The 17,167-nt window shown below is 67.3% G+C and carries 20 protein-coding genes and 1 other RNA gene; 6 read left to right on the top strand and 15 right to left on the bottom strand.

Features of this window, described 5'->3' with window-relative positions; all coding sequences use genetic code 11:
• The 7 genes from LQ953_RS11025 to LQ953_RS10995 all read right to left on the bottom strand — a co-directional run bounded on the left by LQ953_RS11025 (nt 1) and on the right by LQ953_RS10995 (nt 6,476).
• A complete protein-coding gene (locus tag LQ953_RS11025; RefSeq protein WP_231030953.1) occupies nt 1-615 on the bottom strand; it encodes a TonB family protein in 615 nt (204 codons plus the stop codon).
• Nucleotides 616-804: 189 nt separating this feature from the next.
• Nucleotides 805-1,749, bottom strand: coding sequence for a DUF4424 domain-containing protein (locus LQ953_RS11020; RefSeq protein WP_231030952.1), 945 nt, complete (start codon nt 1,747-1,749; stop codon nt 805-807).
• Nucleotides 1,746-2,750 carry a glycosyltransferase family 4 protein gene (locus tag LQ953_RS11015; protein WP_231030951.1) on the bottom strand — a complete coding sequence of 335 codons (1,005 nt, stop codon included), beginning with the start codon at nt 2,748-2,750 and terminating at the stop codon, nt 1,746-1,748. Before LQ953_RS11015 ends, LQ953_RS11020 begins: the two co-directional genes overlap by 4 nt.
• On the bottom strand, nt 2,747-4,318 hold the full coding sequence (locus tag LQ953_RS11010; protein WP_231030950.1) for an alpha-amylase family glycosyl hydrolase: 1,572 nt from the start codon (nt 4,316-4,318) through the stop codon (nt 2,747-2,749). The genes LQ953_RS11015 and LQ953_RS11010 overlap by 4 nt, the downstream gene beginning before the upstream one ends.
• On the bottom strand, nt 4,315-5,436 hold the full coding sequence (locus LQ953_RS11005) for a glycosidase (RefSeq protein ID WP_231030949.1): 1,122 nt from the start codon (nt 5,434-5,436) through the stop codon (nt 4,315-4,317). Before LQ953_RS11005 ends, LQ953_RS11010 begins: the two co-directional genes overlap by 4 nt.
• A gap of 18 nt (nt 5,437-5,454) precedes the next feature.
• Entirely contained in the window at nt 5,455-6,195 is a 741-nt protein-coding gene (locus LQ953_RS11000; RefSeq protein ID WP_231030948.1) for a hypothetical protein, read from the bottom strand.
• The gene (locus LQ953_RS10995) at nt 6,192-6,476 is read right to left on the bottom strand and encodes a chorismate mutase (protein WP_231030947.1); all 285 of its coding nucleotides are present in this window, start codon (nt 6,474-6,476) and stop codon (nt 6,192-6,194) included. Before LQ953_RS10995 ends, LQ953_RS11000 begins: the two co-directional genes overlap by 4 nt.
• 97 nt (nt 6,477-6,573) lie before the next feature.
• Here LQ953_RS10995 and LQ953_RS10990 point away from each other — a divergent pair, with 97 nt between their 5' ends.
• A complete protein-coding gene (locus tag LQ953_RS10990; protein WP_231030946.1) occupies nt 6,574-7,587 on the top strand; it encodes a polyprenyl synthetase family protein in 1,014 nt (337 codons plus the stop codon).
• Nucleotides 7,587-7,781 carry a hypothetical protein gene (locus tag LQ953_RS10985; RefSeq protein WP_231030945.1) on the top strand — a complete coding sequence of 65 codons (195 nt, stop codon included), beginning with the start codon at nt 7,587-7,589 and terminating at the stop codon, nt 7,779-7,781. The genes LQ953_RS10990 and LQ953_RS10985 overlap by 1 nt, the downstream gene beginning before the upstream one ends.
• Nucleotides 7,782-8,008: 227 nt before the next feature.
• Here LQ953_RS10985 and LQ953_RS10980 read toward each other — a convergent pair whose 3' ends face one another.
• A complete protein-coding gene (locus LQ953_RS10980) occupies nt 8,009-8,230 on the bottom strand; it encodes a hypothetical protein (protein WP_231030944.1) in 222 nt (73 codons plus the stop codon).
• A gap of 60 nt (nt 8,231-8,290) precedes the next feature.
• Here LQ953_RS10980 and hrpB point away from each other — a divergent pair, with 60 nt between their 5' ends.
• On the top strand, nt 8,291-10,738 hold the full coding sequence (gene hrpB, locus LQ953_RS10975; protein ID WP_231030943.1) for an ATP-dependent helicase HrpB: 2,448 nt from the start codon (nt 8,291-8,293) through the stop codon (nt 10,736-10,738).
• Nucleotides 10,739-10,765: 27 nt separating this feature from the next.
• Nucleotides 10,766-11,047 (top strand): ETC complex I subunit, encoded by a 282-nt coding sequence (locus LQ953_RS10970; RefSeq protein WP_231030942.1) that lies wholly within the window; start codon nt 10,766-10,768, stop codon nt 11,045-11,047.
• Nucleotides 11,048-11,182: 135 nt separating this feature from the next.
• Here LQ953_RS10970 and LQ953_RS10965 read toward each other — a convergent pair whose 3' ends face one another.
• The 4 genes from LQ953_RS10965 to LQ953_RS10950 are packed head-to-tail and all read right to left on the bottom strand — an operon-like array spanning nt 11,183 to nt 13,821.
• Nucleotides 11,183-11,707, bottom strand: a complete 525-nt coding sequence (locus LQ953_RS10965; protein WP_231030941.1) for an NUDIX hydrolase — start codon at nt 11,705-11,707, stop codon at nt 11,183-11,185.
• Entirely contained in the window at nt 11,704-12,372 is a 669-nt protein-coding gene (locus LQ953_RS10960; RefSeq protein WP_231030940.1) for a TPM domain-containing protein, read from the bottom strand. The genes LQ953_RS10965 and LQ953_RS10960 overlap by 4 nt, the downstream gene beginning before the upstream one ends.
• Before the next feature lie 2 nt (nt 12,373-12,374).
• Nucleotides 12,375-13,208, bottom strand: a complete 834-nt coding sequence (locus tag LQ953_RS10955; protein WP_231031055.1) for a TPM domain-containing protein — start codon at nt 13,206-13,208, stop codon at nt 12,375-12,377.
• A 31-nt stretch (nt 13,209-13,239) separates the two neighbouring features.
• Entirely contained in the window at nt 13,240-13,821 is a 582-nt protein-coding gene (locus tag LQ953_RS10950; RefSeq protein WP_231030939.1) for a LemA family protein, read from the bottom strand.
• A 132-nt stretch (nt 13,822-13,953) separates the two neighbouring features.
• On the opposite strand from LQ953_RS10950, the gene mscL reads away from it, so the two are divergent.
• Nucleotides 13,954-14,412: a large conductance mechanosensitive channel protein MscL gene (gene mscL, locus LQ953_RS10945; RefSeq protein ID WP_231030938.1), complete on the top strand. Its 459-nt coding sequence runs from the start codon at nt 13,954-13,956 to the stop codon at nt 14,410-14,412.
• Between the two features lie 177 nt (nt 14,413-14,589).
• Here mscL and LQ953_RS10940 read toward each other — a convergent pair whose 3' ends face one another.
• Nucleotides 14,590-15,018, bottom strand: a complete 429-nt coding sequence (locus tag LQ953_RS10940) for an RrF2 family transcriptional regulator (protein ID WP_231030937.1) — start codon at nt 15,016-15,018, stop codon at nt 14,590-14,592.
• 58 nt (nt 15,019-15,076) lie between these two features.
• Here LQ953_RS10940 and ssrA point away from each other — a divergent pair.
• Nucleotides 15,077-15,418, top strand: a transfer-messenger RNA (tmRNA) gene (gene ssrA / locus LQ953_RS10935).
• 86 nt (nt 15,419-15,504) lie between these two features.
• Here ssrA and LQ953_RS10930 read toward each other — a convergent pair.
• Nucleotides 15,505-15,942: a hypothetical protein gene (locus tag LQ953_RS10930; protein ID WP_231030936.1), complete on the bottom strand. Its 438-nt coding sequence runs from the start codon at nt 15,940-15,942 to the stop codon at nt 15,505-15,507.
• A gap of 4 nt (nt 15,943-15,946) precedes the next feature.
• Nucleotides 15,947-17,110 carry an MBL fold metallo-hydrolase gene (locus LQ953_RS10925; RefSeq protein ID WP_231030935.1) on the bottom strand — a complete coding sequence of 388 codons (1,164 nt, stop codon included), beginning with the start codon at nt 17,108-17,110 and terminating at the stop codon, nt 15,947-15,949.
• Nucleotides 17,111-17,167: the final 57 nt, after the last annotated feature.

The raw sequence follows: 17,167 nt of genomic DNA, 5'->3' as shown, positions 1-17,167 counted from the left end.
CTAGCGGCTTAATTCGAAGGCAACACTTTGCGTTCGGACAACCTGCCAAGCTTTCCCGGCCTTGTCGCGTGCTGGCGCAAAGGTGTAGCGTTGCGGCATTGCGCGACATGCCAGATCATCCAGTTTGGCCGATCCGCTGCTATCCGTGACTGCGCAGTTGATGATCCTTCCGGCCTCATCCACGATGTATTTCAAAGCTACGCGCGCCGATTGGCGGCCGTCGGGCAACGTCGACGCCGACAAAGTTACGTCAGCCGGCACTTCCCCCAGGCGTTCGCCGATAATCCGCCACGCGGCGTTATACCGCGCCATGCCATGCATCGGCTTGCCCGTTCCATCCGTGGCAGGCTTGTACTTGCCCCGCCGGATTGCAGCTGCGCAGGTCATCGCATCCAGATCCGGTGACCCGCTGGACTCAACCACATAACAAGCCTGTGGCCGGCCATCGACGCCGACGAAGATTTCGGTCTTGGATACGCCTGACATTTCATACCTCAGGGCGTTTATCGGATAGTCTTCGCTGCGCAGCCAGCTGGCCGGCTCGATAGGCACCACCGGATTGAAGGACGACGTCGGATCCTGGCCCATCAGGAACAACATCAGCACCCAGTACATCGGCTATTTCCCCCCTTAGTCATGGAAGCCCTGCACTTGTGCGTCTTCCATCTTCTTCTTGGTGGACTAACAGACCTTTGCCCGCAACAAGTCACCACTGACAGGGAGCCAACAAGGTTCAGGGATCAGCAGCGGGACCCCGGCTCAGGTCCGGGGCGACGGGAGTTGTGCTGTGGCGTCAGCCCGCGGTTAGCGTCCGCTCAGGAATAGGACCGAGAGGTCCTTGTCGGGGCGCCAGTTGGTCTTCGTCATTTCGAAGCGAGTGGGGCTGATCTTGCGGACGCCTTGGCCGCAGAAGCTGACCAGGTCGGCGGGGGCCTCCTTGTCGACTACCAGACGGAAGCGGCCGATCGGCTTTTTCCAGTTGCCGCCGGTGACCAGCACGTAATCGACCCATTGCTCGAAATAGTGGCGGCCGGCGCGGCTGGCGGCACGCAGCGTGCCCAGGAGCGGCGGATCGACGCAGTAGCGGGTTGCGGTTTCGGGGTCGCCCCCTGCTTCGCCGAGCATGGTGCCGACGGTGGCGCCGACCGAGGGCGTGTAGCCATGTTCGACCACGACCGGCACGCCGGCGGGGAAGTGTTGTTGCCAGTGATAGGTGATGCGCAGGGTCCAAGCGGGTTCGCCGTCCTCGTCGATCAGGCCCAGGCGCACGGCCTCGGCACGTCTGGCGGCAGGGAGGCTGTCGAGTGCGGCGCGCGCTTCGTCGCGGTGGGGGGCTAGCGGCACCCGGTTGGCGGTGAGCCAGGCGGTGCGGTCGGTGTCGCCGGCAAAGGCGCGCTGTTCGATCTCGCTTTGCACCGGCTTGCCATCGACGCGGGTGGCGAAGCCGAGGAAGTTGGCGGGCGCGTCGACCGGGATCGCCACGTCCTGCATGAAGAAGCCGGGCCCGCCGATCGGGGGCATGGGGAAGGCGACGCGTAGCGTCACGTCCTTGCCGCTGGTGTTGCGGAACCGGTAGCGGACCTGAACGCGCGAGCGGGAGATGTGGAGATCCTCGGACTCCATCTCCACCGCGTCGTTCTTGACCAGCACCAGCCCGCCGGCGGCGAGATGGGCGGTGGTGTCGTTGGCGGTCGCGGGAGAGAGCGGCAGCGCCAGCAACGCGCCCGCGAACAGCCAGTGCCGGATCATCGTGCCCCCAGGATCTTCTCGTACAAGGCGATGTATCTATCCGCCATCGCCTCGACCGAGAAGTGGTCCTCGATGCGGCGGCGGCAGGCTTGGCGATCGATCGACAGGGCCTCCACTGCCTGTGTCGCTTCCTCGACGCACGACACCAGCACGCCGGTATCGGGGGTGATGAGTTCGGACATCGAGCCGCGGTTTATCGCAATGACGGGCGTGCCGCAGGCCATCGCCTCGACCACCGACAAGCCGAAGGGTTCGTCGAAGTTGATAAGGTGGAGGAGAGCCCTCGCTTGCCCGAGCGCCTTGAGGCGGGCTTCGCCGCCTACGGGTCCGTGATAGACGATGCGGTCGGTGAGGTGCGGCTTTACCTCGCGGTCGAAATAGCCCTGGTCCTGGATGATGCCGTAGAGGTTGAGGCGGCGGCCGGTGGCCTGCGCAACGGCGATGGCTTCGGCGGCGCCCTTGTCGGGGTGCATGCGCCCGAAGAAGAGCAGGTCTTCGCTGCCCGCTGCGTCGAAGGGAAACTCGTCGAGGCGGATGCCGTGGTGGATGGTGGCGGCGTAGCGCAGGCTCGGGTGACGGTCGGCGTCGCTGATCGCGACATAGTGCACGCGGTCCTCGAACGGCTTGTACATCGGCAGGATGCGGTCCGAGGAGAAACCGTGGATGGTGGTAACCATCGGGGTGTCGACCAAGGGCGCAAAGGCGTGGGCGGGGAAATCGGCCTGGTTGTGGATCAGGTCGAACTCGGACGCGCGGCTGAAGAGGTGGCTGAGGTGGCGGTATTCCCAGACCTTGGCATCGATGCTGGGGTCTTCCTCGTACGAGGCGGGGACCACGCCGGCCAGCGTGCCTGACGTGATCGAATCCTGGGTGGCGAAGAGGGTGACATCGACACCCTTGGCGACCAGCGCTTCGGTCAGCAGGCTGGTGACGAGCTCCCAGGGGCCATAGTGCCGCGGCGGCGTGCGCCACGCGATGGGGGCCAGCATTGCGATCTTCATGCGAGGATAAGGCCTTCGTTGGGCAGGAGGAGCGCCGGGTCGGGGGTGCCGCCACGGGTGGAGAGCAGCGGCGTGAAACCTTCGGCCCATTCGGGTATGGAGAAGGGTTGCGGCTGGTCGCCGAGGTTGAGGACGATCAGCAGGCGCTGGTCGCCGTGGCGGCGTTCATAGGCGAGGAGGGTGCCGCTGGCTTCGACCGGTTGCCAGTCGCCGATGGCGAGGGCGGGGTGCTGGCGGCGGAGCGCGAGGAGGTCGCGGTGGAGGTGCCACATCGAGCCCGGTTGGCTGCGCTGGGCCGCGACGTTGCGGGTCTGCCAGTCTGGATGGAGCGGGAGCCAGGGCGTGCCGGTGGTGAAGCCGGCGTTGGGGGTGGCGTCCCAGGCCATGGGGGTGCGGACGGGGTCGCGGCCCAGGCCGATGCCGGGTTCGCGCAGCTCGCGGGGGTCCTGGACCTGATCAGCGGGGATCGTGACATCGGCCATGCCGATTTCGTCGCCATAATAGAGCGTGGGCGTGCCGCGCAGGGTGAGCAGCAGCATCGCGGCGACGCGCGCCTGCTCGGGGCCGAAGCGGGTGGCTGCGCGGGGGCGGTCATGGTTGCCGAGCACCCAGTTGGGCCAGCCGCCGGGGGGCAGCGCGGCTTCGTACTCGGCGATGATCTTCGCCAGATGAGTGGCGTCCCAGGGGGCGTCGATCAGCTGGAAGTTGAAGGGCAGGTGCACGCCCGGTGCGTCGGTGCCGTAATAGCGCATCAGGCGGTCCAGCGGCAGGTAGATCTCGCCGATCAGCACGCGGTCGGGATAGGCGTCGGCGAGCGCGCGCATGCGGGCGGCGATGGCGTGGACTTCCTCCTGGTCGGTGGAGTGCAGCTGGAGGACGCTGAACATCTCGCCCATGCCCGCGACATAATCGGGGTTGGGGGGATTGTTGGGGAAGTCGGCGTGCTTGACCATGTGCCAGAGCACGTCGATGCGAAAGCCGTCCACGCCGCGATCGAACCAGAAGCGCATCGCGTCGAGCATCGCGGCCTGCACCTCCGGGTTGCGCCAGTTGAGGTCCGGCTGTTCCTTCAAGAAGGCGTGGAGATAATATTGGCCGGTGGTCTCGTCCCACTGCCAGGACGAACCGCCGAAGTCGCTGATCCAGTTGTTGGGCGGCGAGCCGTCGGGATTGGCGTCGCGCCAGATGTACCAGTCGCGCTTGGGGTTGTCGCGCGAGGACCGGCTTTCGAGGAACCAGGGGTGCTGGTCCGAGCTGTGGTTGGGGACGAAATCGAGCAGGAGCTTGAGGCCGCGGTCGTGGGCGGCCTTCAGGAGGGCGTCGAAGTCCTTGAGCGTGCCGAAGCGCGGGTCGATGCCGGTGTAGTCCGCGACGTCGTAGCCGAAGTCGGCCATAGGGCTGGGGAAGATCGGGGATATCCAGATCGCGTCCACGCCCAACTCGACCAGCGAATCGAGGCGGGCTTCGATGCCGGGCAGGTCGCCGATGCCGTCGCCGTTCGAGTCCTGGAACGATCGCGGGTAGATCTGGTAGATGACGCCGGATTGCCACCAGTGCGGGTCTGTCATCGGAACCGCTCCTTGGGCGTGTGGGTGATGCGGCAGGCTAGGTCAGCTTCGCCATGGGCGACGATGTAGTGGTCGCCGGCATCCACGATTCCCGTCGTGAAGACGACCGGAGTGGGCAGGTACATCTGGTGCGCGATGTCGGCGGTGAGCGCGGGGTCTGCCTCGTACAAGGGCGTGCTGTCCTCCAGGCGGAGGATGCGCGCGGGATCATCGCGGTCTAGCAGCGCCCAGAAGCTGCGGTAGACGCCCACCAGCCCCTGCTTCTCGACGCCGTGATAGATCATCAGCCAGCCATCGGGCGTGAGGATCGGCTGGCTGCCGCCGCCGATGCGCTGGGTGCTGGTCGTGCCCTTGCGCGCGCGGATGCCGGGGGTGTCGAGCGGCTTCCAGTGGAGGCCGTCGGGGGACTGGGCCATGTTGATCGACGGGCCGCCGAGCCATTCGCTGTCCTGCGGGTACGCGAAATAGACCTCGCCGAGTGGCCGGGTGAGCGCCATGTACTTATCCCCGACCTGGCCTTCGAACAGCAGCATGTCCTTGTTCTGGTGGTCGAGCACGACACCGAGTAGGTCGTAGTCCAGGCCGTTGGTGGAGCGGTACATGGCGGTGCAGTGGCGTTCGGCCGAGACGCCGCAGACGGTCATCCACCAGGTGTCCCCGATGCGGCTGATACGGGCGTCCTCTACGCCATAGTCGAGGTACGATGCGCTGGGCTGAATCGCCTTGTCATAGTGGATGCGGACGATCTCGCGGCCCTGAGCGTCGAGTTCGACCGGGAGCAGCCAGGACAGCGAAGTGAGGCCGAGCAGGCGCGGGTTGCGGTCCTTCAGGGCGAATTGGCGGGGGTCGTCGATGTGGAGGCCGTGCAGGGCATGGCGGTCGAGGACGTACCCGTCCGACGTCCACCGGATCGCGCGGGCGCAGTCGCCCTCCACCGGCTCACGCAGCGCCTCGGCCACGCGCACCATCAGCAGGAGGTTGCCGTTTGGCAGGCGGGTCAGGCCAGGGTTGAACGCGCCGAGCACATAGGTCGGCTCGTCGATCGAGCGGCGCAGCGGCGAGCGGGAGAGATCGACATCGTCGGGGCGGAAGATCAGATAATCGTCGCCTGTGGGCACGCGCCCCTCCCCTTTCACTCAGCAGCCGGTGATGCGGCTCTCGCCCCCCTCGATCACGAAGCGGTTGCCACGGCGAACGTATCGCTCGGCGAACGAGTCGGTTCCTTTGTAGCGGACAGTGAAGCCGCGATCGCGGCGCACGTCGGTGATCGTGCCGGTATAGGCCTCGCCGCCATCCTCGGTCATGCCGCTGGGATCGAAGGTGGTGGTGATGCTGGCGATCACCGCCGGGCCGATGGGGCGCAATTCGATCAGATCGGTCAGGCCGACGGTGCAGCCCTGCCACGTGCCGCCACCCTCAACCACGACCACCGGCAGATCGGTGAAGGCACCCGATACCGACCAGCGCGTAAGATTGCCGAAGCTGCCGCTCACCGCCGCATCGGGATAGCTGTTGACCAACACGAAGCGCTCGCCCTCGGCGCGCAGATAATAAGCGGCGATCACGCCAGGCTCGCTATGGCCGGCGTCGGGATTGTGACCGTGGCGCAGCAGCACCGGGCCGAAGGGCGCGTCGATCAGCTTGTCGTCGCCATCGAAGACATAGCTGTCAAGCGTGGCCGGGACGACCGCGCGGGCAGCCGCCAGGCGGGCAGAATTGTCCGCCGGCATCGTTGGGACCGGGCTAGGTTCGGCGATCGGCGTTGCCCTGGCGGTGGGCTGCGCCTTTTTGGGCTTGGGCTGGTAATCATCGGGCAGCGCGTTGCAGGCAGACAGAGCCGCGAGCAGCGCCACCGCGGCAGCGAGGCGAAGCGTCACGCGCCGTCCCGCAGCTGCACATGGTGGCGGATCACTTCGTCGATGATGAAGCGCAGGAACTTTTCGGAAAATTCGGGGTCGAGATCGGCGTCCTTGGCCAGCGCGCGCAGCCGGGCGATCTGCGCCTCTTCGCGGCCGGGATCGGCGGGCGGCAGGCCGGACTGCGCCTTGTACTCGCCCACCGCCTGGGTGACCTTGAACCGCTCGGCGAGCATGAAGACCAGCGCGGCATCGATATTGTCGATGCTCTGGCGGTAACGGGTAAGCGTGGCGTCCGGCATAGTGAAAAGCCCTCCCGCGCTCCCTTTCGCGTGGCACACGCCGGGGTGCAACCCCATCCACTTGCCTTTACGGCAGCAACAGGCCAGAGGCCCACGCATGAGCGCCACCATCCATCGCCTGGGCTCGCGCCCCGAGCCCTCGCTGGAACCCCTGCTCGGCCTGGTGGCGCACGACATGAACATGGTGAATGCGGTCATTCTGGACCGCATGCGCTCCGACATTCCGCTGATCCCGGAACTGGCCGGGCACCTGATCGCCGGCGGCGGCAAGCGGATGCGGCCGATGCTGACGCTCGCGAGCGCGCAGCTGCTGGGCTATACCGGCACGCGCCATCACGGGCTGGCGGGGGCCGTGGAGTTCATCCACACCGCGACGTTGCTCCACGACGATGTGGTCGACGGTTCGGACCTGCGGCGCGGGCGGCGGACGGCGAACATCATCTGGGGCAACCCGGCAAGCGTGCTGGTCGGCGACTTCCTGTTCAGCCGATCGTTCGAGCTGATGGTGGAGAGCGGGAGCCTGAAGGCGTTGAAGGTGCTGAGCAACGCCAGCGCGGTGATCGCCGAGGGCGAAGTGAACCAGCTGACCGCGGTGCGGCGGCTGGACCTGTCCGAGGAACGCTATCTCGACATCATCGGCGCGAAGACCGCGGCGCTGTTCGCGGCTGCCTGCCGGATCGCGGCGATCGTGGCGGAACGGCCCGAGGGCGAGGAAGCGGCGCTGGACGCCTATGGCCGCAATCTAGGCATCGCGTTCCAGCTGGTGGACGATGCGATCGACTATGTCTCCGACGCGACCACGATGGGCAAGGACGCTGGGGACGACTTCCGCGAAGGCAAGATGACGCTGCCGGTGATCCTGGCCTATGCGCGCGGCGACGAGGCGGCGCGCGGCTTTTGGAAGGAAGCAATCGCCGGGCGGCGCGTGGCGGACGAGGACTTTGCCGAGGCGGTGCGGCTGGTGCAGGCGAGCCGGGCGGTGGACGATACGCTGGCGCGGGCACGGCATTACGGACAGCGGGCGATCGATGCGCTGGGCGGCTTCGCCAATGGCGCGGCCAAGGACGCGATGGTCGAAGCGGTCGAGTTCGCGGTGGCGCGAGCCTATTGATGCGACGCGCGCGGCCGCCGCTGCGCGACGGGTTCGATCGCGTTGGGCCGTTCCACCCCTATGTGGCGTTTGCCGGCGTGCTGTTGCTCGATCTGGTGATCGTGCTGGTGGTGCTGGGCGTGGTGTCGGCCATCGGCGATTCGATCGAGGACGCGATCTGGCCGGGCGGGTTCGATATGATCCGGGGGCTTTGATTCGCTGACGGGGCAGCGACCGCAGGGCGCCTCCTCCCGTTCTTCGTCACCCCGGCCTTGAGCCGGGGTCCCGCTGCCTTGAACCGGCAGAAGAAGAAGCGGGATCCCGGCTCAAGGCCGGGATGACGAAGAAGGGCGGTGTGTCGCCTTCTCGACTGCGTGGCACCTGGGCCCCGGCCTTCGCCGGGGAACAGGGTTTAGGTTCCGCATCTAGACGCGGAGACGCCTTATTCCTTTTCTTCGGCGTCGGCGTCCTCGTCGTCATCGACGCCGAGCATGTCCTCTTCGTCGTTGTCGAGCTGTTCCTCGATCGCCTCGACGATCAGGTCGAGCTGCTCGTAGCTGGCTGTGAACTCCATCGTCTCGCCATCGTCGTCCTCGAGGTGGAGGACGTAGTCGCCCTCGGCGTCGGTGGTGATGGTGAACTGTGCTAGGGTCCGTGCTGCCATGGTGTTCGCTCCTATGCTTCGATTGCGCCCAACCCGGGTTCGGGCAATTGGTTGCGCGTGATGCGTGAGACTCTGCCGATCCATGCCGTGTTGCCGGCTTTGCTCGACGTGCTGCGCGGAGCGTCGAACGCCGTGCTGGTGGCGCCGCCGGGCGCGGGCAAGACGACCGCGGTGGCGCCGGCGCTGCTGGGTGAGGCGTGGTGCAGCGGCGAAGTGCTGTTGCTGTCGCCCCGGCGGCTGGCGGCGCGCGCGGCGGGCGAGCGGATGGCGGCTTTGGCGGGTGAGCCGGTCGGCCGCACCTTTGGCTATGCCACGCGGATGGACGCCAAGCGATCGGCGGCGACGCGGGTGACGGTGGTGACCGAGGGTATCTTCGTGAACCGCATCCAGTCCGATCCCGAGCTGGCGGGCGTGTCGGCGGTGCTGTTCGACGAAGTGCATGAGCGCAGCCTGGACAGCGACTTCGGACTGGCGCTGGCGCTGGATGCGCAGGCTGGGCTGCGGCCCGACCTGCGGCTGGTGGCGATGTCAGCGACGCTGGACGGCACGCGCTTTTCCGGGCTGATGGGCGGGGCGCCGGTGGTGGAGAGCGAGGGGCGCTCCTACCCACTGACGCTCAAGCATGTGGGGCGCGCGGCGGAGGCACGGATCGAGGATTCGGTGGCCGGGGCCATCCGGACTGCGCTGCGCGAGGAAAGCGGCGGCGTGCTGGCGTTCCTGCCGGGGGTGGCCGAGATCGAGCGGACCGCCGACCGGCTGGCGCTGCCCGAGGGGGCGGCACTGCACCGGCTGCACGGGAGCCTGGACCCGGGGGCGCAGCGAGCGGCGATCGCGCCGGATCCTGAGGGTCGGCGCAAGGTGGTGCTGGCGACCTCGATCGCGGAGACGTCGCTGACGCTGGACGGCATTCGGGTGGTGATCGATTCGGGGCTGGCACGGCGGCCGCGCTATGACCGGGCAGCGGGCATGACGCGGCTGGTGACCGAGCGGACGAGCCAGGCGTCGGTGACGCAGCGCGCCGGGCGTGCGGCGCGGCAGGGTCCCGGGGTGGCCTATCGGTTGTGGGAGGAAGCGGCGACGGCGGGGCTGCCGCGCTTCGATCCGCCGGAGATTTTGGAAGCCGATCTGTCGGCGCTGACGCTCGACTGCGCGCTGTGGGGCGTCAGCGACCCGCGCCAGCTCGCCTGGCTGGACCCGCCGCCCGAGGCTGCGGTGGCGGAGGCGCGGGGGCGGCTGGGCGTGCTGGAGGCGCTGGATGACGCCGGGCGACCGACCGAGCATGGCAAGGCGATCGCCAGGCTGCCGCTGCCGCCCCGGCTGGGGCATATGCTGGTGCGCGCGGGCGAAATGGGGCTGGCGCGGACCGCGGCGGAGGTTGCGGTGCTGCTCGGCGAGCGTGGGCTGGGCGGGAACGACGCCGATCTGGAACTGCGGTTGCGGCGGTGGCGGGGGGAGCGCGGGCAGCGGGCGGAGAATGGCCGGCGGCTGGCGGAGCGGTGGTCCAAGTTGGCCCCCGGCGCCTCCCTGGGAGGGAGGGGAGAAGCGGTTGGCATTTGTATCGCGCTGGCTTTCCCGGATCGCGTGGCGAAGCGGCGGGATGGGTCGGGGGAGACCTGGGCATCGGTCGGCGGGCGCGGTTTCAAGCTCGATCCGACCTCATCACTCGCGCGGGCCGAGTGGCTGGCGGTGGCGGAGACGCAGGGGATGGCAGCGGGTGCGCGTATCCTGTCGGCGGTGAAGATCGACTTTGCCGATGTTGAGGCGCTGTTCGGCGGACGGATCGAGACGCGGCGACGCGTGCGGTTCGATCCCGCCACTTGCCGCACCGAAGCGGTGCGCGAGCGCCGGCTTGGCGCGATCCGACTGTCGAGTGGGCCGGACTCGGCGGCCGATCCTGGCGAGATCGAGGCCGCGTTGCTGGAGGGGGTGCGGACGCATGGGCTGGGGCTGCTGCCCTGGTCGGAGACGGCGCAGGCGCTGCGGACGCGGGCGGCGTATGGCGGCTATGCCGCGCTGTCGGACGAAGCGCTGATCGACGGCCTGGACGACTGGTTGCCGCCGCTGCTCGTGGGCAAGCGGCGGCTGGATGCGGTGGCGGCGGAGGGGCTGACCCAGGCGTTGCAGAACCTGCTGGGATGGGAGGGGCAGCGCACGCTCGACAAGCTGGCGCCGGCGCGGCTGGAGACGCCTGCCGGATCGAGCCATGCCATCGACTATGCCGCGGAAGGCGGTCCGCGGGTGGAGTTGCGGGTGCAGTCGCTGTTCGGGCTGTCCGAGCATCCGACGATCGGCAACGGCGTGCCGCTGGTGCTGAGCCTCACCTCGCCGGCCGGACGACCGATCCAGACGACGCGCGATCTGCCCGGATTTTGGGCGGGCAGCTGGGCGGCGGTCGCCAAGGAGATGCGCGGGCGCTATCCCCGGCATCCCTGGCCCGATGACCCCGCCAATGCGTCGGCGACGCTGCGCACGAAAAATGCGGATGCAAGACGCGCCGCCGCGCGTTAGAGCGGGCGTGACCATTGGAGGTTTTTCGTGAAGACCGCTCGTATCTTTCAGCGTCCCAAGAACTCGATGCAGTCGGGGCGCTCGCGTCTGGACGTCTGGATGCTCGAACTCGAGCCGGCAAAGGCGCAGGAAGCTGATCCGCTGACGGGCTGGAACGGCGGCGGCGACGTGTCGAACCAGGTGCGGATCACCTTTCCGACGGCCGAGGCGGCGATCGCCTATGCCGAGCGTGAGGGCTATGCGTATCATGTGGTGCCCGCGCCTGAGCGGAAGCTGAAGCTTCAGGCGTATGCGGATAATTTCCGGTAAGTAGGGCCCTCGTCGCACGAATGCGGCGGCGCGCGTGAGGGTGACGCCGGGCTAGTCTCTGCGCTCCAGGCTGGTGGGCAGCCCCCTCCACCACTCGCTTCGCGAGCGGTCCCCCTCCCCGTTCCGGAGAGGATCTTATGGCTTGAGCAGGTCGCTGGCGAGCAGGAGCAGCATCTTCACGTCGACGGCGAAGCCCTCGGCACGCTTCTGTGCGACGAAGGCGGGGATGTCGGCCATGGGCACGCGGTGGACGTTGATGTCCTCTTCCGCCACGCCGCCGCCTTCGCCGATCTTCGACAGGCCGGTCGCCCGGACCAGGTAGAAGCTTTCGCTGACCATGCCGGGTGAGGCGTAGAATTCGCCGAGGTCGACTACCTCCGCACAGGTATAGCCGGTTTCTTCCTCCAGCTCGCGCCGGGCGGCGCTTTCCACCGTGTCGGTGTCGTGCTCGTCGCCAATGAGGCCGGCGGGGAGTTCGAGGCAGCGCTTGCCAAGCGGGACACGGTATTGGTCGACCAGCAGGACATGATCGTCGTCATCGATGGCGACGATCACTGTCGCCTTGATGCCCCGCGCGCGGGAGACGAACTCCCAGGTGCCCTGGCGCTTGGCCTGGATCCACTTGCCTTCCCAGGCGATCTCGATGGGGTCGCTGCTCATAGTTCGATCAACCGGTCGGGCAATTCGTTGGTGTCGCCTTCGCTCCGCGGGAAATGCTCCGCGAGGATAGCGCCGATCTGAGTCACGGCGGCGGCCATGCCGTCGCCCGGGCGACCATCCTTCACGTCGGCGATCAGCGCGGCCATGGCGGCGCCCCAGACATCGGGGGCGACGCGGCTGTGGATCGCCTCGTCCGCGATGATCTCCGCACGGTGTTCAGCGAGGCTCAGATAGAGGAGCACGCCGGTGGAGGCCTTGGTGCGCTTCTCGGTGGCGGTGCGGAACAGCTTCATTGCTGCGCGATGGACGCGGCGCGCCTTGGTGGCGCCCGGCGTGAGCAGCATGCGCAGCGCATCGATTGCGAGCAGCACGCGCGCGACCAGGAAGGTCAGGGCCATTAGCAGCAGCGCAAACGTCAGATACCAGCGCGGCGGGGTGTCCGACCAGGCGTCGACGAATCGGGCGTGAAGCCATTCCACCGGCGTGGGTACCCAGGCAAGCAGCGCCAGCACGAGCAGCATCGCCAGCACCGTCCAGTGCAGCGCGACGTCGTGATAGGGGTCCGATCGGCCGGCCACGACCGTGACGATCTCACCGTCGGTGGAAAGCTCGGCCTGCGTCACCGCACCGGTGACGCGTTCATGATCCGCTTGGCTGAGCCGCATCGTCACCAACTCCCCGAGGCGCCGCCGCCGCCGCCCGATCCACCACCGCCGGAGAAGCCGCCGCCGCCGCCCCAATCGCCGCCGCCACCACCCCAGCCGGAACCACCGCCGCGGCTCATTTCGCTGGCGATGCTCCACAGGATGATCGGCAGGGCGCCGCCGTCACCGCGACCGCGGTAACGCCGCGAACCCTTACGCCCGCGCCGGCCGCCGAAGAGCATCGGCAGGATGACAAAGACAAGGATCACGCCCCAGAAGACCAAGCCCCAGGGGATACCCCCGCCGTTGCTCCGCGTCTGGCGCGGCGCTGCCTTGGCCTGCTTCTGCGCTTGTTGCTGGGCGCGCTGTTCTGCCGCTTCCAACGGCAGCCGCATCTGCTCGCCGATCGCCTGCGCACCTGCGACGATGCCGCCGCCCATATCGCCCGCCTTGAAGCGCGGAATGATTTGTTCAGTGATGATTGCGTTCGATAGGGCATCGGTCATGATCGGCTCGAGGCCATATCCGACTTCGATGCGAACCTTACGATCGGCCGGCGCGACAATGAGAATGATCCCGTTATTCGCCTCCGATTGGCCGATGCCCCAGTCGCGGAGAAGCCGGTAGCCATAATCGGCGATGTCATAGCCGCCGAGATCCGGGATCGTCGCGACGACGAACTGGCGCGAGGAGGCCTGCTCCACTTCGCTGGACAGCTGCGTGATCTGCGCCTCCTGCTCGGGCGAGAGCAGGTTTGCGGCGTCGACCACGCGGCCGGTGAGCTTGGGGAAGCTCTGCGCCTGCGCCGCAAGCGGCAGCAGGAGCAGGCTGAGGACGAACGCGAGCGCGCGTTGGATGGTCACACTGTTTCCCTTGATCCGAAAAGGATCAGTTGGTGTTCCCGAAATCGACAGTGGGCGCCTTGTCCGCACCGGCCTGTGCCTGGAACGGCGTCATCGGCTTGGCACCGTAGAAGATCTTGGCGCCGACCGCGTCGGGGAAGGTACGGATGCGCGTGTTATAGGCCTGCACCGCGGCGTTATAGTCGCGGATCGAGATCGCGATGCGGTTCTCGGTACCTTCCAGCTGCGACATCAGCGTGGTGAAGTTACCCTGGCTCTGAAGCTGGGGATAGGCTTCCTGCATGCGCTGGAGCGACAGGGTCAGGCCGTTCTGCGCCTGGTTGAACGCCGACATCTTGGCCGAATCGGTCAAGTCGTCGCCGGTCACCTGAATCTGCGTCGCGCGGGCGCGGGCGTTGGTGACGTCGGCGAGGATCTTGCCCTCCGAGCCTGCGGCGCCCTTCACGGTCGCGACCAGATTGGGGATCAGGTCGGCGCGGCGCTGATAGTTGGTCTGGACGTCGGCCCACTTCGCCTTGGCTTCTTCCTCGGCGGTGGGAACGCTGTTGAGGCCGCAGCCCGCCAGCAGGACGGCGGGGACGAGTGCGGTCGCAGCACGAAACTTCATCGGGAATGATCCTCCAAACCCAGTTGAGCCCCTGATATGGGGGCACGGTGTCTTATACGGCAAGAACACTGGAGCCCGAAAGCGAAATCGGACATGTAACGAACCGCATATATCGGACGGAGAATGGACGGCATGTGGAAGGAGTTCCGGACCTTCATCGCGCGCGGCAACGTGCTGGAGCTGGCGGTAGGCGTGATCATCGGCGCGGCGTTCGGCACGATCACCAAGTCGCTGACCGACGACCTAATCATGCCGGTGGTCGGATGGCTGTTCGGCGGGTTCGATTTCTCCAGCTATTTCATTCGGCTGGGGGCGATTCCGGCAAGCTATGCGGGGTCACCCGACAATTATGCGGCGCTGAAGGCGGCGGGTGTGCCGCTGTTCGGCTTCGGGCAGTTCATCACGGTGGTGATAAACTTCCTGATCCTGGCGTTCATGGTGTTCCTGCTGGTGCGCGGCGTGAACCGGGCGATCCGCGTGGTGGAGCATGAGAAGAAGACGGGCGAGGCGGCGCCGGTGCCCGAGGCGGAGGACGTGAAGCTGTTGCGCGAGATCAGGGACGAATTGAGGCGGCGCAACGAGGGAACTTAGGCTCTTCTCGTCATCCCGGCCTTGAGCCGGGATCCCGCTTCTTCTTTTGTGGGGCAAGGCAGCGGGACCCCGGCTCAAGGCCGGGGTGACGAAATCGGTCGGCATCGCCCGTGGAGAGGCCCCCTCCGTCGCCTTCGGCGCCACCTCCCCCGCTTTGCGAGGGAGGATTGATAAGGGTCAGGCGGCGGCGAGAACCGTGGCGGTGGCGTCGGCCAGGCTGGTGCCGTCGAGAATGCGCGCGGTTTCGTCGCGCACGCGCGACATGGCCAAGCGGATCGCGCAGGTCGCCTCGTCCTTACAATCATTGCACGGACGATAGGCGGTGCGGCTGACGCAGGGGACCAGCGCCAGCGGCCCTTCGATCACGCGGATGATCTCCCCCAGCGAGATGAGATGCGGGGCGCGGGCGAGGCGGTACCCGCCCATCTTCCCGCGAGTCGATAGCAGGAAGCCAGCGTCGCGCAGATCGGCGAGGATCAGTTCCAGGAACTTGCGCGGCACATTGGCCTCGCTCGCAATGCGGTTCATCGCCGTCGGCACGCTCGCCGACTGATCGCCAAGGAAAAGCATCGCGCGAAGCGCGTAGCGAGAACGCTGCGTCAACATGATGTTTCTCCCATGGCGACCAATTGCTTGGCTGTGAAGGCCTTAGCGATTGCAAGCTGGCCTTTTCATGAACCGACATAGCCCCTATATGGGTCGTGCCGGGCTTGCTCGGCTATGGGGATAAACGAAGGCGTGCAATAGGCGCAGCGGACCCGGGGGCGGTACCCGGCGGCTCCACCATAACCCCCGCTTTCAGCGGGGCTCATGATGGGGCCGAACTAGGATCGACGTGTGTTGAAAAGCGCTATCTATCTCTCAGCGTGGGCCACTGTGACGGTCTGAAACACAAGTGCCAACGATAACGAAGCACTCGCTATTGCGGCCTAACCCCACGGCTTAACGGCTTAAGGTTAGACTAAAATGCGCGGTTGGACCGCACCGGGCAACAGAAGCGGATTCCAGCGGCCACCAGGGGGGCCGGGCAACAGAACCCCCTGGACCTTCATGTGCTCGGGGCACCGGGCAACAGAAGCTCCCCACCTCTTCTCAGCGGCGACGATAGGCGATTCGCCACATGGCGAGCGCCATGGCGCCTGCGAGCATCGCCAGCAATCCGGCGGTGAGCAAAGCGCTGACCCAGCGGAACAGCGCGGCGCTGCGCCCAAGCGGCTGTGCGTCGAACAGGCCGAAGCCGTGCGTCTGCGCCGCGACGAACAGCGTCAGCGCCAGGACCGCGCCCGCGACACCGGCGGTCACCGGACCACGCAGGCCGGCGGCATGCAGCGCCAGCCATAGCGGACCGGCGACCGCGACAAGCCCGAGTGCGCCGATCAGCGTGCCGAGCGCGAAGCCAAGTGCGAGACTGCGCGGATCGTGCGCGTCGCCCAGAAGCAACAGCAGGAAGGTCATGCAACCGAGCATCAGGCTGCCGGCACCGAGGGCCAGCCCGGCGCGGTCGATGCTGGTGTGATAGCCGCGCGACACGAGCTCAGCGCAGCGCGTCGAACTGGCCGGCGCGGATGCAGGCTTCGAGCTTGGCGAAATCAGGCGCAGGGCCAGGCGCGGCGAGCGGCGGCACCTCCACGCTCTGCCCGATGGCGGCGGGTGCAAAACGCCGCGGATCGGGGCCGGCGCAGCGCTGCATGCCCGCCAGCATACGCGGCGGCGTGTCATAGGCTTCGCGCGAGAGGCGGAAGGTGCCCCAGTGGATCGGGATCGCTTGAGGCTGGCCTAGCCCCTGCCAGATATGCAGCGCGCCGAGCGGGCCGACATGGCTGCCCGAAGCCATCTGCTTGTCCTCGAAGCGGAAGGCGCCGATCGGGATGGCAGCGAGGCGGATGGAGCCAAGCGCGGCGGCTTCGGCAGGCCATTTCCCGTCACCGAGCCCGGTGTCGCCCGAGAAGAAGAAATTGCCGCCCGAGAGCTCGACCACGAAGCTGGACCAAAGGGCGCGGTTGCGGTCGGAGAACCAGCGGCTGCCCCAATGATGGTTGCGGGTGACGGCCACCCGCATGCCAGGGCGCACGTCGAGCGACTGCCCCCAGTCGAGCGCGCGCGCGGGCACGCCTGCGTCGATCATGACGCGGTCATTGCCGAGCGAGGTGACGATCAGTGGCCGATCGCGGTCCCACAGCCGCTTCAAGGTCGCGAGATCCATATGGTCGTAGTGGTTGTGGCTCACCAGCACGAGATCGATGCGCGGCAGATCGTCGAAGCGGATGCCGGGCTCCGCCACCCGCTTTGGCCCGAGGCCGAAGGGACCGGCGCGGTCGCTCCAGATGGGGTCGGTCAGGATGTTGAGGCTGTTGGCCTGGACCAGCAGGGTGGCGTGGCCGACCCAGGTCACCCGCATAGCCTGTCCGTCCACCCGAGCGGCCGGCTTTGTCGGGCGGACCGCTACTCGCTCGGGCCAGGCGGGGCGGTCGTCATTGCCGAGCAGATAGCGGGTGACGAAGCCGAAGCGGCTGCCTGGGCGCTGGCGAAGCCGATCGTTGTCCCCATCGGGATTGAAGAAATGCGCCCCGTCGTAATGGGCGGTTTCGGGCCCCTCATAATAGACGCGGTCGAGGAAGTGCGGGAGCGTCGTCGCGGCGAGGCAGAACGCTACAAGGATCCAGAGCAGGACGGCGAGGGCGAGCTTGACGAAGCGCATGGCGCCGTCATTGCTGGGCGCGGGCGTGCGATCAAGCTTGATCGGCGGGGCGCCCCT

The sequence above is a fragment of the Sphingomonas sp. IC-56 genome, assembly GCF_021043375.1.
GTDB lineage: Bacteria > Pseudomonadota > Alphaproteobacteria > Sphingomonadales > Sphingomonadaceae > Sphingomonas.
Note: the sequence above shows the minus strand (reverse complement) of the source record. Positions and strands in the feature narration are given on the sequence as shown.